General features: G+C 29.5%; 15 protein-coding genes, 1 tRNA gene and 1 other RNA gene. 6 read left to right on the forward strand and 11 right to left on the reverse strand.

From position 1 onward, the window contains the following. Nucleotides 1–72 precede the first annotated feature (72 nt). Together ACA135_RS05975 and cas4 are read right to left on the reverse strand one after the other, a co-directional pair. The gene (locus ACA135_RS05975) at nt 73–1,710 is read right to left on the reverse strand and encodes a hypothetical protein (protein ID WP_409197852.1); all 1,638 of its coding nucleotides are present in this window, start codon (nt 1,708–1,710) and stop codon (nt 73–75) included. After that, a complete protein-coding gene (cas4, locus tag ACA135_RS05980; protein WP_409197853.1) occupies nt 1,710–2,411 on the reverse strand; it encodes a CRISPR-associated protein Cas4 in 702 nt (233 codons plus the stop codon). Before cas4 ends, ACA135_RS05975 begins: the two co-directional genes overlap by 1 nt. Nucleotides 2,412–2,637: 226 nt before the next feature. Between cas4 and ACA135_RS05985 the strand changes: the two genes are divergently transcribed. The 6 genes from ACA135_RS05985 (at nt 2,638) to ACA135_RS06010 (ending at nt 7,686) form a co-directional block, all read left to right on the forward strand. Beyond that, nucleotides 2,638–2,994 (forward strand): hypothetical protein, encoded by a 357-nt coding sequence (locus tag ACA135_RS05985; RefSeq protein ID WP_409197854.1) that lies wholly within the window; start codon nt 2,638–2,640, stop codon nt 2,992–2,994. A gap of 54 nt (nt 2,995–3,048) precedes the next feature. Beyond that, nucleotides 3,049–3,438, forward strand: coding sequence for a hypothetical protein (locus tag ACA135_RS05990; RefSeq protein WP_409197855.1), 390 nt, complete (start codon nt 3,049–3,051; stop codon nt 3,436–3,438). A 170-nt stretch (nt 3,439–3,608) separates the two neighbouring features. Continuing rightward, entirely contained in the window at nt 3,609–3,857 is a 249-nt protein-coding gene (locus ACA135_RS05995; RefSeq protein WP_409197856.1) for a hypothetical protein, read from the forward strand. Nucleotides 3,858–3,975: 118 nt separating this feature from the next. After that, entirely contained in the window at nt 3,976–5,628 is a 1,653-nt protein-coding gene (locus ACA135_RS06000; RefSeq protein WP_409197857.1) for a radical SAM protein, read from the forward strand. A gap of 4 nt (nt 5,629–5,632) precedes the next feature. Further along, complete coding sequence (locus ACA135_RS06005; RefSeq protein ID WP_409197858.1) at nt 5,633–6,745, forward strand: pyridoxal phosphate-dependent aminotransferase; 1,113 nt, start codon at nt 5,633–5,635, stop codon at nt 6,743–6,745. Between the two features lie 32 nt (nt 6,746–6,777). Continuing rightward, entirely contained in the window at nt 6,778–7,686 is a 909-nt protein-coding gene (locus tag ACA135_RS06010) for a cation diffusion facilitator family transporter (RefSeq protein ID WP_409197859.1), read from the forward strand. Between the two features lie 123 nt (nt 7,687–7,809). Here ACA135_RS06010 and ACA135_RS06015 read toward each other — a convergent pair. From ACA135_RS06015 to ACA135_RS06055, 9 genes are all read right to left on the reverse strand, one after another. Continuing rightward, nucleotides 7,810–7,894: transfer RNA gene (locus tag ACA135_RS06015), tRNA-Ser, on the reverse strand. A gap of 123 nt (nt 7,895–8,017) precedes the next feature. Further along, an RNA gene (ffs, locus tag ACA135_RS06020) (signal recognition particle sRNA) lies at nt 8,018–8,331 on the reverse strand. Nucleotides 8,332–8,434: 103 nt separating this feature from the next. Then, on the reverse strand, nt 8,435–8,836 hold the full coding sequence (locus ACA135_RS06025; RefSeq protein ID WP_409197860.1) for a CBS domain-containing protein: 402 nt from the start codon (nt 8,834–8,836) through the stop codon (nt 8,435–8,437). Next, nucleotides 8,814–9,731: a 2-phosphoglycerate kinase gene (locus ACA135_RS06030; RefSeq protein ID WP_409197861.1), complete on the reverse strand. Its 918-nt coding sequence runs from the start codon at nt 9,729–9,731 to the stop codon at nt 8,814–8,816. Before ACA135_RS06030 ends, ACA135_RS06025 begins: the two co-directional genes overlap by 23 nt. Before the next feature lie 231 nt (nt 9,732–9,962). After that, nucleotides 9,963–11,366: an MFS transporter gene (locus tag ACA135_RS06035; protein WP_409197862.1), complete on the reverse strand. Its 1,404-nt coding sequence runs from the start codon at nt 11,364–11,366 to the stop codon at nt 9,963–9,965. A gap of 69 nt (nt 11,367–11,435) precedes the next feature. After that, nucleotides 11,436–12,821, reverse strand: coding sequence for an MFS transporter (locus tag ACA135_RS06040; RefSeq protein ID WP_409197863.1), 1,386 nt, complete (start codon nt 12,819–12,821; stop codon nt 11,436–11,438). A 45-nt stretch (nt 12,822–12,866) separates the two neighbouring features. Further along, complete coding sequence (locus tag ACA135_RS06045) at nt 12,867–14,255, reverse strand: MFS transporter (protein WP_409197864.1); 1,389 nt, start codon at nt 14,253–14,255, stop codon at nt 12,867–12,869. 162 nt (nt 14,256–14,417) lie between these two features. Continuing rightward, nucleotides 14,418–15,821, reverse strand: coding sequence for an MFS transporter (locus tag ACA135_RS06050; RefSeq protein WP_409197865.1), 1,404 nt, complete (start codon nt 15,819–15,821; stop codon nt 14,418–14,420). A 68-nt stretch (nt 15,822–15,889) separates the two neighbouring features. Further along, entirely contained in the window at nt 15,890–16,576 is a 687-nt protein-coding gene (locus ACA135_RS06055) for a metallophosphoesterase (protein WP_409197866.1), read from the reverse strand. Between the last annotated feature and the right edge of the window lie 80 nt (nt 16,577–16,656).

The following is a 16,656-nucleotide window of genomic DNA, read 5'->3' on the forward strand; positions in this document are numbered from 1 at the left end:
ATATTATATTGTTTTATATTATATTTAAATTAGTTGGATAAAAAAAGGGAAAGGAAGACTAATAAAAATTTCTTAAATTATTGTTGGAAGTATGTATACTATTATTATTGTTCCTTTTTCTGTTTTGATTTCTCTTATATTAGTTGTTACTTCTAATTGGTCTTCTTGTAATAATTTGTTTGTTTCTTTTTCCACTAATTTTAAGTGTTGGGGGTTGTAGTTTTGTGTTGGTTTGATGTGTCCGTTTTTTTCTATTCCGTATATTATTGCATATTTTAGTAGTTTGTCTTTTTTTATGGATTTTTTAACATGTTTTTTTATGGTTTTTGCAAATTCTTGTGGTTTTGTGTTTATTGCATCTTGGGATTCATATTTAACATACTTGTTTTTTTCTAATTTTTTATTTTCAAATTCTTTTTCTAAATTTGTTTTAGTAATTTGTGTTTGTAAACTTGTAAATAGTGTTTCTAGGTTATGATTTTTTAAGTTTTCATTTAAGTATGTTAAGTAGTAATCTTTTAGGATTGTTTGGTTTTCTGGATTGATTTTTTGTATTAATTTTATTAGGTATTTTGTTGTGTCCTTAAATTCTGGATCTATTTTTATTTGATTGTAAATTTTTAGGTTTCCAATTTCAAGGGGTGTTGAGGATTTTGCTTCTCCTACATGGATTAAGTTTAAATTTTTTTCAGTGAATATTGATTCATAAATTTGTTTTAAGAATGCAGGATTTGGTTTGATTCCTGGATATTTGCTTGTTGTAAATGTTAGAGTGTATTTGTTATGATTTTTTGTGTGTATACGGTTTTCTTTACTAATTTTGTTTTTGTAAATATATTTTTCATCTTCAATATAGGTTTTACTGGTTTTATTATGGGTGTAATTGTCTAGTGTTGTTGTTATAGGTATTAAAGTGTTGTAAAATTCTGTGTGTTTGTTTAGTTCTTGTGTTTCATCAATGTAGTATTGGTAGAATTCATTGAATGTTAAGTTTTTACCGTAGAGGTTGATTTTGTTTATTATCCCTGTTTGTGTTCCTATTTGGATGGTTGCATCGGATTTTATGTTTTCTTCTAGGATCATGTTTTTGATTTCATTATTTTCAAGGGGTAAGTGTAGTGGGTATTGGAAGTTTTCAAGTTTTATTTGAAGTATTATGTCACTTATGTTGGACCATTTGAGGTTTTCTAAGTGTATTCCCCAGAACTTGGCATGTCCTTTACTCCATTTTCTGTTTTTTTCATAAGCGGAAAATAGTATTCGGTTGTTTATGGTTTTTATTATTCCTGCACGAAAGATGGAATCATAATCTAAGAGGTTTTCTGTTTGTTTAGTATGGTATAGGATTATTAAATCTTTATATAATAAGAGGCATACATTGTATTTGGATTGTTTGCTGCTGGAGTTTAAGGATTCACGGAATGTGTTTAGTAAGTCGTTTACATCACGAGGGTAGGGTTGTGGGTATGTGTTTTTTAGGTTACTTATCCATGTTTTTATTGAGGTATTGTTTGGTGTGATGTTTATAAATGGTATGTTTTCTCCAAGTGTGTGTTCTGCTAATTTTTTTAGGAAATCTTTCAATTCATTATCAAGTTTTAAAACTGTTTTTTTAGGGTTGTCTTCTTGTGTTTCCTCATATTTTGCAGGTTTACTGTATAATAAGACTTGTTCTACGTTGTTGTTTTCTTTTTCTATTAGTGTATTCATTATACTTTTTCTCCCTTTGATGAGTATTGACATTGTGTGTTGAATCTACAACTTTTGCATTTGTTTGGATTTTTTGTGTGCATGAATGGTTTTTCACCTTTTAGTAGACTGTGCATTCTTTTTATGGTTTGTTCTATATTGTATTGGTTGGTTTCATCAAAGTTTTCTTTGTAGAATATGTTTGGTGTTCCTCTTTGTCTTAGTGCTCCTATGATGGGTCTTGGATCTTTTGTTGTGTCTTTGAATGCTAGGCAGTATGCTCGTATTTGATCTATTTGTGATTTGTATGCACGTTTTCCTGGTTTATCATCGATTATGACTATGTTTTCTGGTGTCATCCATATTTCATCTATGAATCCTCTTATTCCATATTTTTTACTTATTATGAACATTTCACGGGTGATGGTTTTTTCTTCATGACTTATTTCTATTGTTTCTTCTAGTGTTGCTGGTGTTGCGTGTGCTTTGAAGTTGTCTTCTAATTTTTGATGTTCTTGTGTTCCTTTTTTCATGGATTTTGTGTCTGGGGCTGTGATTCCTTTTAGGTGTTCTAGGTATAATTGGTATTCGCAGTATCCTAGTTTGTTTAACCAGCTTATTGAGAAGTTGTTTATTCCATCGTATACTTTTAAACCTTTGACTTTGGGATGTTTTGTAAGGTTTATGTTTGAATTGTAATTGTTTATTGATTTGTTTTTCATGAAAATTTTTGTCCTATAATGTCTTAACAATTATGGTTTTAGATAATTATATTTATTAAAAAGTTACATATAATTTTTTATAAATAACCTTAATATTTTTTTTGGAAAAAATTTATAAATTTTTTATAAAAATCTTTTAAGGGTAGAACAAAAATTTTTTTAGTGAGATAAAAAAAACAGGATATAAATCTTTTAATAAAGTAGTAGGGGCTTGTGGGATAATATAATGGTTAGTAAAGAATATGAGGAAGTGGAGTTTAATTTATTTCAACAATTTTATTTAGAGGATAAATTGGATGATGAGATTAAGCAATTTACTATTACCTCCGATGATATATTGGATAAGTATAAGAGTGGTAGTTTAAGTGAGGGTGATGTGTTAAGTGTGCCTTTTAGTTTTGATAAGGTGGATGAGTCTAGTTTTATTAAAATTAATAGTATTAGTGAGGATAAGATTCATTTATCTTATTGTCATGTTAATCATATGCTTGAGCGGGAACGTAAACATGAGAGTGAAATTGAACAGTTTAAAAGGTTAGGGTATCCTAATGAGTTACATAAAGGTTATATCTTAATTGTGTGAAATGATGAAATTATATTTTATAAAATATTTTATTTATTATAGTGAAATGGTAATATGAGAAAATTAGTAGGGCCTATAATTGTTATTTGTATTGTGATTGCTATATCTGCATTGTTTTTAAGTGTAGTTATACCTCACGAAGAAGCAGAGACAACTGACACTAGTAGTGTTAATAATAATCCGGATTTACCTCATGATATGACGGTTACTCCATCTACCGAGGTTGGTAATGGTATCCATGTAATTAAGGAGAATAATAATGGTGTTTATATTGCTAGTTTGAATAGTAGTGATGGGCAAACTTATTATTTTACTAGTAGGGAAACTGTTTATAAGTTATATAAATCTAATAAGGGTAATTGGACTGAACCATTTAATTGTACTGTTAAAAATGGTACTGTAAATGGTGTTGAAAGTGCTCATATTGTAACGGATATTAATTAAAATTTAAAGGGAAATGAAACATTTCCCCCTTAACTACTATTTTTTTATGAATAATTTTTAATATAATGAGAATCTAATAATATAAATAATTATAATTTTAAAAAAAATATTTTAGGTAATGATATATTAATTAAATAGGATTTAACCTTTTTAGGGAGAATGTTTTATTTATGAATAAGCTAGATAGTGATGCTGAATCTAAACTTAAGGAGTATATTAATCAGAAATATGATTATATTAGAAGATTTGGTTATGAATTTTATGGTGATAATAATATTTTTTTATACTCTGAGCATGATATAAAGGATATTGAAGTTAATGATGAAGATGTGGATTTTATTGAAAACTTGTTAAATGCAAATTTTATTGGTTTAATTAGTCTTAAAGGGAAACATGGCTTCTTATATCAAATAAAATAAAACATTTTTTTTTATTATTTTTTTTATAAATCTTATTTTATTCCCCCCATTATTTTTTTTATTATTTTTTTTTAATCCTATTTTTTTAAAAAACAAAATTTTAGTGTAGTAATTTTTTATGTTATATGAGAAGAATTTTTTTGAAAAGAATCCAATGCAAGTGGATGTGCGGGTTGCTCTTACTTATCCTAATGATTATAAGACTGCTATGAGTAATCTTGGGTATCAAATTGTTTATGGAATGTTAAATGATCGTATTGATATGTATTGTGAACGTGTTGTGATGCCTTTTACTCGTAGTATTGAGACTGGTAGTCCTTTACATGATTTTGATGTTATAGCTTTCAGTTTGCAGTATGAGGAGGATTATTTTAATGTTCTTAAGATGTTGGATGATGCTGGTATACCTTTAAGACGTGAGGATCGTGGGGATGATTCTCCAATTATTATGGCTGGTGGTCCTTGTGCTAGTAGTAATCCTAGTGTTTTAAGTGATTATATTGATATTTTCATTGTTGGTGAAGGTGAAGAGATTTTAGATAAGGTTTTTAATCGTTTTGCATTTATGGTTAATCCTCATAGTCAATTAGAGAGTTTAAGTAAAATAAGTGGTGTTTACCTTCCAGGAATCACAGAGGGATGTGTTGATTTAGAGATTGTTGATAATATGAATCATGCTTATTATTCTCGTAATCCTATTATTACTGAAACTGATAATCCTGATTTTAGTCCTGTTTTTGGTGAGGCTATACTTTTAAATATTAGTCGTGGTTGTAGTCGTGGTTGTAGGTTTTGTATGAGTAGTTACTTGTATAGGCCTCAAAGGGAGCGTAGTGTTAAGAGTCTTGTTGAGTATTGTGAAAGTGTTAAGAATCAGTATGGTTTAAATAGGGTTGCTTTTATTGGTGCAGCTGTTAGTGATTATTCTGATATTGAGGAGTTAATAAGTGAGTTAGAGGGTAAGGGTTTTGAGATTAGTGTTCCGAGTATGCGTATTGAATCTATTACTCATAATATTTTAGTTAGTTTGAAGCGTAGTGGTTTAAAGACTTTAACTATTGCACCTGAAAGTATTTATCGACTGAGAACTTTAATGAATAAGGATATTAGTGATGAGGAGATTTTTAATGTTATAAGTGATGCGCTTAGTTTAGGTTTTAATGTGAAATCTTATTTTTTAATAGGTTTACCTACAGAAACTGATGAAGATATTGAAAAGTTAATCACATACATTAAAAAAATCAACGAGTTAGGTAAGGAAATTAAAAATAATGATACAAGTACTAATAATATCACATCTAGAAGTGATAATTCTACAGGTAAAATGAGTTTCAGTATTAACCCTGTAATTCCAAAACCACACACACCACTTCAATGGTACACATATGATATGAAATCCAATAAGAAAAAAATAAAACACTTAAAAAAAGAGTTAGGACAATTAAATATTAAATTTAGCAGTGCAAGAATAGGCTTAATCCAATACATCCTAGCATGCGGAGACCATAATACAGGTAAACTTTTAGAACAATCCTTAACTGTGAAACTTAGTACTCAAGATTGGTTAAACAATATTCCATCATATGAATTAAATGATAACTTACCATGGGATAATATAAATGTACGTGCAGATAAAGAATTCTTAAAAGAGGAATATAATAGAATATTAAATAATGAATTAACACCATGGTGTGAAAAAGATGGTTGCTATAACTGTGGACCATGCAAACCAGAAATGCGGAAAATTAAAAAAACTAAAGGAGTGTATTAAATTTATGGTTAAACCTTCAAAAAGAGTAGAATCAATAGAATTAAGTCAAATACGTAAAATGTTTGAAGCAACAAATCCAGATGCAATAAATCTTGGAATAGGTGAACCTGACTTTCCAGTGCCAAGAAATATTAAAGAATCAATGAAACAAGCCATAAATGAGGATTATACACATTACACTCCAAATAAAGGTTTTGAGGATTTACGTTTAAAGATTTGTGAAAAATTCCAAAAAGATAATAAAATCACCACTACTCCAGATAATGTTATAGTAACAAGTGGAGCAAGTGAAGCATTATATGATTGTGCACAAGCATTATTTGAAAAAGGTGACGAGGTACTAATACAAGACCCAGGATTCTTATCTTATGAGGCAATTATAAGACTTGCTGAGGCAAATCCTGTACCTGTAAGCACACCATTAGAGGATAATTTTAAATTAAAAGCAGACCGTGTAAATGAATTAATAACCCCAGATACTAAGGCTATAATAATTAACAGTCCATGTAATCCAACAGGGGCAGTTATAGATAAAAAAGACATTAAAGGTATTTGTGAACTTGCAGATGATCATGATTTCATGATTATAAGTGATGAAATTTATGAAAAAATCATTTATGGAGACAATAAACATTATTCTCCAGGAGCCTACACAGACAATGTTATAACACTTAATGGTTTTAGTAAAACTTATGCAATGACAGGTTTAAGAATTGGATACTTGACAGCACCCCCAGAACTTACTGAGGAATTATTAAAAGTTCACCAATACAATATTGCATGTGCAAGTAGTATTGCACAGAAAGGTGCATATGAAGCTTTAACTGGACCACAAAACTCTGTTAAAAGTATGGTTAAGGAGTTTGAAAAACGTAAAAATCTTATTGTTAAAAGTTTAAATGACATGGGTTATAAAACACCTGATTGTGAAGGAGCATTTTATGCTTTCCCAAGAATTAATAATCCTGAAGAGTTTGTGAAAACTGCAATGGATAAAGGAGTAATCTGTGTATTAGGTAAAGCATTTGGACCAACTGGTGAAAAACATGTTCGGATGAGTTATGCTAATAGTTATGAGAATATTGAAAAAGCAATGAAGATATTAGAAACAATATAAAAAAATGATTATGGGTTGGTGTTTTTTAGAAGATGGCAAATATATTAAGACATAAAGAAGGAAGAAAAGCTGTATTTATAGCTATAATAGGGAATGTTTTCTTAACAATATTCAATATACTTGTAGGAATAAATAGTGGAAGTTTTGCTTTAATAACTGAAGGGGCACATACATTATCTGATGTTGCAACTAGTATAATAGCTTTTTTAGGATTTGAAGTAGGTCAAAAACCTGCAGATGCAGAACACCCATTAGGTCATGGCCGGGCTGAAGCTATTAGTGGACTTGTAATTGTTATATTTCTTTGTATGGTTTCATTTGAAATATTAAGATCTGCAATTATTAAATTATTCTTTGGAGGAGAAATTACAACCCCTACACTTTTAGCTGCAGGAATGGCAATAGTTGGTTTAATTATTAATCTTCTTATTAGTCATCAAATAATTAAGATTGGTAATAGTATTAATAGTCCAGCTATAGTTGCAGATGGTCATCATCAAAGAACTGATCTTTTTAACAGTCTTGCAATATTAATTGGTGTTATTGTTGCTAATTTAGGTTACCCCATTATTGACCCAATAGTTGGTTTAGTTATTGGTATTATAATTCTTTACACTGCATTTAAAGTAGGTAGGGATAATATTAATAATATTATGGGTAAAGTCCCATCGGAGGAGTTGATTCAGGAGATTCATGATACTGCTGAAAGTGTTCCTGGTGTTTATGGTGTTCATGATATTCGTGTGAATTATTTAGGTTCTTATGCAACTGCTACTTTACATGTTTCACTTGATCCTGATTTAAGTTTAAATGAAGCTCATAAGATTGCTCATCTTGTCCAGAATAAAGTAGATGATAAGGTGGATCTTATTGAAGGTGTTACTTGTCATACTTGTCCTTTAGGTTTAGAATATGATCATGAGCAACCTATTGATGAATAAGAATTAAATCTTTCCTTATATTTTTTTCTCTTTTTTTTAATTATATTTTTATAAGAAAAGCTAGCTAGAATAAGTATTTATTTGTATTAAGTTAAGTTATAATTTTTTTAAATAATAAGAAAACGCCGGGAACGGGATTTGAACCCGTGTGATCCAAGGGATCATCGGATTAGCAGTCCGACGCCGTACCAAGCTGGGCCATCCCGACATTTGTATTTTAAAAAAAGTTAATCTTTTATTTAATAAAACATGTTTATTAAATTAGATATTCATACAATTTGTATTTTGTATTTGAATATATATAAAGTTTTACATTTATTATTTTTATAAAAAAATGGCATGTTCAAAAGTGGACATAATTCAACGATGTTGGTTATCTTAAAAGCTAACTCCACCTCGCGGTTCTACAAGCATCAGATGTTAACAGTAGAGCTGCTCCTTTCCAGGCCTGACACATTCCCACAATAAATATGATTAACTTATGCCCTCCAGCATAAATCCCATAACCACTGATCCTGCAGGACGAGACTTCTATATTAGCTTCCAAGGCCAGCATAGCATCCAAATGCCGCCTCTTGAACTTCGACCGCACCCAAGGGGATTTGTGCTTACAAAGGACCCCTAACCCTCCAGTCTAGCCAATACTAATTTAAGTCTTTAATCATATATAAATGTTAGTAAAAAAAGGTAATATTAATTGAAAATAAAATTAAAAAAAATTTAAACCATTTAAACAAATGATTTTATATTATAAATCTTCTTTAATTGCTTTAATTATATCACCATCAGATATAATACCAACAATTTTCTCATTTTCCATAACAGGTAACTGATTAATAATATCACTATGAGGGGCTTTATCATTCATTAAACAGATAGCCTCTACTAAATCATCATCAGGTGAGACAAAAGCAACATCTGTTACCATAACCTCATTAACAAGGGTTCCTAATTGATAGTTATCTAAAATAAGATTGTGTCCTAAATCAGTTGCAGATACAATTCCTACCATTTTATCATCTTCAACTACAGGCATTGCACTGATCTTCATTTTCATCAGTTTTTCAAATGCAAATACAACCTCCTCATCAGGTGTGGTTGTAAACACATCCCTTGTCATTAAATCCTTAACTTTCTTGTTTTCCAACATTTTTTTCTCCTCCATATGTTTTAGTAATATACTTTATTATTGAATCAATTGTTGTGATTACATCAATGTTCTCAATTACAGGAACATCATAGGTTTTAGCTTGTGATACAATATAATTTTGAGTTTTACGAATTGCATTGAAATGTTCTAAATATCTTTGTAATGGTCTTCTAGCCCATGTTTGCCTACATCTAGAGTAGAATCTTCCTTTGTGCATTTTTTCATTACTTAAGGATAATGTGAACATTACAACATTATCTTTTTCCATTAAGTCTTCTCGTATGAAACCTGGAACAATATGTACTCCTTCTATAATTATACTAATTCCTTCTTTAAGTGCTCGCTCTATTACAGCTTCTACTCCTACACTTACGGTTTCCACGTGACTTTTATATCCTACGATTATTGCATCATATTCTGGTGGTGGGGGTACACGTAGCACATTACATGCTGTGTAACTAGATTCATGTATTACAGGACTTAATTCTTTGGAGACTATTTTACGCATTACTTCACGTATCATATCTGTACTAACCATATTTTTTATCCCTAAACGGTTTGCTATTTCAAATGCTATTGATGATGTCCCTATACCTGATGCTCCACCAATTAGGATTATTAATGGTTCTTGGCTTTGTCTTATTCGTCTCCAGTTTATATATTTCTCTGCTATTAAAGGATTTTCTTTCTTTAATTCTGTAACTATATATTCAACTAATTCATCAACAGATATTTTAGTTATATTATTTTCTTTTAACTTGGATTCTATTATTGCAGCCATAGCATATGCTCGGTTAGGCCCTACTTCTGCACGAGTTAATGAACGGGATAATACTCCTTTTGAGAAGGGTTCTGTATATTTTTTCCCATTAACGGTTCCTTCAACTAAAATCATAGTTTAATCAAATCCTTTTATATTAAATATAGTTTATTAATCCTTTTTTTAAAGGCTTCTAATGTTTTTAAATTTAAAAAATCCAATTTATTATAATTGTTTTAATACTTAAGAACATTAAATAACAGTTTTTCATATTATTATAATTTAGTATCTAAAAAAAAATATTAATAAGTTTTTCTATTTAATCTTAACAGAAAAAATTAGTAAAAAAGGATTAAAATAATAATTTTATTTATCAATTCTTTTAGAATCTGTAAATAATTTATCCCCAGATTTATAACCTATTAAACACATTAATACACATAAAATACTTATTATTGTAGTAATTAGTAAGGTTATTTGGGAACTAAAGATTAAACCTGGAAAATTTGATGGTTTTATAATAACATTACCCATAATTAATGCAAATATTGTTGTTAAAATACCTACACTTGCAGTTTGCCCTATTATTCTCATTGTTGCTACAGCTGATGATGCCATAGGCGTATCTTTTGGAGGCACACTACTCATTATTGTGTTAACATTAGGTGATGCGAATAATCCATAACCTATCCCTTGTAAAAACATTGAAATTATAATAACATATAATGGGGTTGTTTTATTTAATGGTATTATTAATAATAATCCTATTGTAACTATTCCCATTCCAATTGCTGATATTTTTTGTGGATCAAATTTATCTGAGAGTTTTCCAGAGAATGGTGATACAATTGCCATCATTAATGGTGTTACTATTAATAATAATCCAGTTATTTCTGTGTTGAATCCTCTAATGTATTGTAAGTTATAGTTAAGTATAGTTGTTACTACAAATGTTGCAATATAACTTAGTATACTAGCTAGATTTGATGATAAGAATTTCTTGTTTTTGTATAAATTAATATCAAATGCTGGTTGATTGGTGTTTATTTCCATTTTAGCAAATAGTATTAAGAGTATTATACCAATTAGTGTAATTATTAATCCTTGGATTGTGTTAAGTGTTGAGAATCCATAAATTAAGAGTAGTATTCCTACTGCAAATATTGTTGATCCTTTCCAGTCAAATTTTTCATTTGCTCCTTTAATCCATTCGTCTTTAATAAATAGTAATAGTATTATGTTTATAATCATTACAGGTACCATTATCCAAAAAATACTTGCCCATCCATAGTGGTAGGTTAATATTCCTCCTATTACTGGTGCTAATGCTATTCCAATATAAACACAACTAACATTTATTCCTAATGCTTGTCCCCTATTTGTTGTTGTTATTGCTTCAGTTATCATAAGTATTGTGTCTACACATAATCCCGCCCCACCTATTCCTTGAATTATTCTAAATAAAAATAATAAGGGTATAGTATTTGATAGTGGTGTTCCTATTGTTCCGATTAGCATTAAGATTAATGACCATAGGAATGTTTTTTTAATTCCATATTTTCCACATAGTTTTCCAAATGGTATGGCGAAAATTGCCATTGTTAAAAGGAATATGTTTGTTACCCAATTTTGCATTATATTACTTAAACCAAATACAGTTGCCATTTGAGGTAATGCTATAGGTGTTACATTTCCAATGTATGCTCCGTGTAGTGCAGCAAGTGATGCTGCTGCTATTATTATTATATCTTGTTTTAATTGATTTTCCATAATATTTTTCCATTTTTAAAAAGAAAATTTGTTTCATTTATATAAACAAAAGTATAAAGCCTTAAAAGTTTATGATTGTATTAACTTATCTTTAGATTTAACACCAATATAAGAAGCATAAGCAGCTAGTATACTAATAATTGTAACAATTATAAATGTGATTTTGATAGAGAAAATTAATTCTGGGAAATTAGCAACTGCAATAACAACATCTCCCATAATAATTGCGCAAATAACAGTGAAAACTGTCATACTAATAGTTTCACCCATAACACACATTGTAGCAAGGGAAGATGAAGCCATAGGAGTATCTTCTGCTGGAACACTGCTCATTATAGTATTATTATTAGGTGATGCAAAGATTCCATAACCTATACCTTGGAAACATAATGATAATACTAAAACTGGTACTGGAATATTTTTATTTAAGAATATTAAAATAAATAATCCAATTGTAACAAGTCCCATACCTAAAGTTGTTAATTTTTGAGGATCCACTTTATCTGACAAGTAACCTGCAAGTGGTGATGAGACCGCCATAAGTACTGGTGAGATTGCAACAAGCAAACCAGTTTGTGCTGTATTCCAACCCATAATATATTGAAGATAATAAGATAAAATTGTTGTAACAGCAAAAGTTGCTACATAACTTAATAGGGAAGCTAGATTACTTGATAGGAATCTTTTATTCTTGTATAAACTCATTTTAAGGATAGGATCAGGTACTTTTAATTCAGTTTTTATAAACAAAATTAGTAAAACTACACCTATAATTGCTAGTATTAAACCTATTGGTGAAGTGATATTTGAAAATCCATATATAAACATTATTATTCCCATGGCGAAGACTATGGATCCTTTCCAATCAAATATATCATTTACTCCTTCATACCAATCATTTGGAATTAATAAGAGGACTATGATATTGAGTAATACAAATGGTACCATTACCCAGAAAATGCTTTGCCAACCAAAATCATAAATTAAAACCCCACCTAAAAATGGTGCTAAGGCAATTCCTAAATATACACATGCAAGATTAATACCGAAAGCTTTACCCCTGTTTTCAGGTGATACTACCTCTGCAATTATTAATGGTGTGTCAACTGATAAGCCTGCAGCACCAATTCCTGATAGTATCCGAAAAGCAAATAAGAGTATTGCTGAATTAGATAATGCTGTTCCTATTGTACCAACAAGGAAGAGTATGCAGGAGTAGATGAATGTTTTTTTAACACCATATTTTCCACAAATTTTTCCTAATGGTACTGTAAATACTGCCATTGTTAAGATAAATGATAAAGATACCCAATTTTGGAGGATGTTATTTAATCCGAAAGCTAATGCCATTTTAGGTAATGCTACACTTGCAACATTAGCACTGTATGATCCATAAAACACACCTAAACAAGAAGCTAAAAGTGCATATATTCCTATTTTTTTATCTTTTTCCATTTTAATAAACATCCCATAAAAGATTAATTTTAACTTATACTTTTTTTAGTATTTTAATTTATCATTAGATTTCATACCTACTAATGATATTAAAACACTTATACCTGCTAAGATACATGCAATTACTAGTGCATAATGACAGCTTAACCCTAAACCAGAATAGACTTTTGGACTTATTACAACATCCCCAATTACAAATGCAAATATTACAGTTAATAATCCCATAGCCATTGTTTGACCTATAACACGCATTGTAGAAACACTTGCAGAAGCCATACCAGTACTTTCAATTGGTACACTACTCATTATAGTATTAGTATTTGGTGAGCTGAATATTCCGAAACCTGCCCCTTGTAATAGCATTGCAATTATAACAATCCATAATGGAGTATTTTTATTGAGGAAAGTTAATATGAATAATGCTAATGTTACAAGTCCCATACCAAATGCTGCAAGTTTTTGAGGATTAACCTTATCTGATAGTTTACCTGATTGTGGAGTTATAATTGATTGAGTTAAAGGTGTGGCTACTAATATTATACCTGTCATTTGACTTGTATATCCACATATATATTGAAAATGATAATTAAGAATTGTAGTAACCCCATAAATTGCAACATAACTTATAAGAGAGGCAATATTTGAGGATAAAAATTTATGATTTTTAAATAATTTAACATCAAAAATTGGGTATTCCACTTTTAATTCATACAAAGCAAAACACAAGAGAAATATTATACCCATAATGGTTATAAACAATCCATTTAATTCGTTAAGTATGGTAAAACCATACATAAAACAAATTATACCTATAGTGTAAAATATTGAGCCTTTATAATCTATTGGATCATTTTCCCCTTCCCTCCATTCGTTTGGAACTTTAACTAAGATTATGGCAATTATTAATAAAACAATTGGTATTGTGATTAGGAATATACTTTGCCAACCTAAATTATAGGTTAAACTACCTCCAAGAAATGGTGAAAGTGATAATCCAATATAAACAGCACCAATATTTATACCTAAAGCTTTACCACGATGTTCTTCTGGTATGGCTTTAACAAGCATAGCAACAGCAGTTACAAAAATAGCTGAAGAAGCGGTTGCTTGAAAAACCCTGAAAAAGAATAAGATTGCTGCATTGATTGATAATATTGTACCGATTGCTCCTACTGCAAACATGGCCTCTGAGATTAAAAATGATTTTTTCAAACCCCATTTACTGCAAAGTTTACCGAAGGGTATACTTAAAACTGCAATTGTTAAAAGGAAAATATTTACAACCCAATTCTGTAAGATAATGCTTAAATTGAAATAATTCGCAATTTGAGGTAAAGCTATAACTGATACATTAGATGTGTATGCTGTTATAAAAGATGCTAATGATACTGCAATTATTAAATAAAAATTCATTGATTTATCATTTTTAGACAAAAAATTAAACTCCTTGAATAATTAATATTTTTCTTTTGATTTTTAGAAATTAAATTATAAATTAGTGTATGAAAATTAAAATAAAATAAAAAAGTGGAGGGGGTTTTATTATTAAAAACTCCTCCTAAAAAATGAATAAAATAAAAAAATTTTTTTTAGTTTTTAAACTGTTAAATCTTCTTCAGTATTGTATTTGTCTTTAGAGTGTATACCTACAAGACAGGTTAATACAGCTATTACACATAATATTACACTTATTATACAAGCAATTTTACTACTGTACATTAATAATCCATAATATTTAGGTATTATTGGAACACTGCCCATAATAATTGCAAATAGTACTGTTAGCATACCACTACTTAATGTTTGACCTATAACACGCATTGTAGCAACTGCTGATGATGCTGAAGGTGTTTGTTTTCGTGGCACACTACTCATTATACTATTAGTATTAGGTGAACTGAATAAACCATAACCTACCCCTTGTAAGAACATTGCAAATCCAATTACATACAATGGTGTAGTGTCTGTTATGAATACAAGTATAAATATTGCTATTGCTACAAGACCCATACCTATTGCTGCAAGTTTTTGTGGATTTATTTTATCTGAAAGTTTACCTGCAAATGGTGCAAGTACTGCCATCATTACAGGTGTTATGATTAATATAAACCCGGCACTTTGTGAATTCATACCCATTATGTATTGTAAGTGGTAATTGATTACGAATGTTATGACAAATGTTGCAAGATAACTTATAAGTGATGCAATATTTGAGGATAAGAATTTATGATTTTTAAATAGTCTCAGTTCAAATATTGGATACTTTTGACGTAATTCAAATGCAGTAAAACCGATTAAACCTATTAAACCAATCACAGTTAGGATTAATCCAAGAGTAGTGTTGATTATAGTGAAACCATAAACAGCACATATTATAGCAATACTGTAAATTACAGAACCTGGAATGTCTATTGGATCATTTTCTCCAACTTTCCATTCTGATTTGATTTTTTTAGGTATTAAATATAATAGTAAGATTAAGAATGGTATTACAATATAGAATATACTTCTCCATCCAAGGTTATAGTTTAATATTCCTCCAATAATTGGGGCAAGTGATAATCCGATGTATACTCCGGTTACTGTGATTCCTATTCCTTTTCCACGTTCTTGTGGTGGTAGTGCTGATACTACTAATGCTGTTCCACAAACATTTAATAATGCTCCACCGATACCTTGTAATGCTCTAAATCCTAGTATTGTTGCTGTGTTAAATGATAATGCACAGCCTATTGATGCTAATAGGAATATGAACACTCCAATGATTAATGATTTTTTCAATCCTTTTTTACCAACTAGTTTACCTGCAGGTATACTAGCTGCTGCTATTATTAAAAAGAAGATTGTTGCTATCCAGTTTTGTTGAATATTACTCATCCCAAATTCTAGGGCTATTGTTGGTGATGCAATTACAGTTGCATTACTTAGGAATGCTGTTAGAAATGATCCTAAGGCACATGCAAATATTACATATTTTTGCATTGATTTATCAACATTCATAATTTATCGTTATTTTAAACCTCCAAATTTTTATATTTTTTAAAATATAATTTTTATGGAAAATTTTCTTATTCAGTTAAGTCTATTATATTTGCAGTGAAGTCCATGTTATCATCCACATCAATGAGGATTGCATGGTTTTCTTCTAATGTTCCTGGATTAAAAATGATAGTGTCTCCAATTTTATCTTCACCTATTGCTTCATGTACATGACCACAAAGATTTATGTCAGGTTGGAATTCTTCAATGATTTTACGTAAACTAATACTTCCAACATGATTACCATCAGGAATTTTATCTACCTCTGTATCAAATGGGGGAGCATGAGTAAGTAAAATTTTAATTACTTTAGCATCATCTTTATAAACAAAGTCAAATTCTGCAAATAATTCTTTTAAAGCATCATATAAATCAGGATCTTGGAATTCACCTGGAGTGTCAAATGGTGTTGGATTACTACCACCAAAACCAAATAATATAACATCTTCATATGCTACTAAATTATTATGGATACAAACTGATTCAGTATCATTTATAGCATTACATATTCCTTCAGGATCACAATTTCCTGGAATACATATAACATCTACATCTTTACTTGCTATGTTATCTATAAATTCTGGGACGAAATCTAATGGTCCGAAATCAGTTAAATCTCCACTGACTAAAACTAAATCAATATCATTATTTTCTAAGTATTTATCTAAATTAGGATTAGATTTTCCATGAATATCACTTATTGTTAAAATTTTCATAAACTATCACTCAGTATTATACAAATTTTTTTATTACTATATTAAAGTGTATAAGAACTATAATAAAAAAGTTTATACTT

Source organism: Methanobrevibacter acididurans (genome assembly GCF_046197875.1).
In the GTDB taxonomy this organism is placed as follows: Archaea; Methanobacteriota; Methanobacteria; order Methanobacteriales; family Methanobacteriaceae; genus Methanobrevibacter_A; species Methanobrevibacter_A acididurans.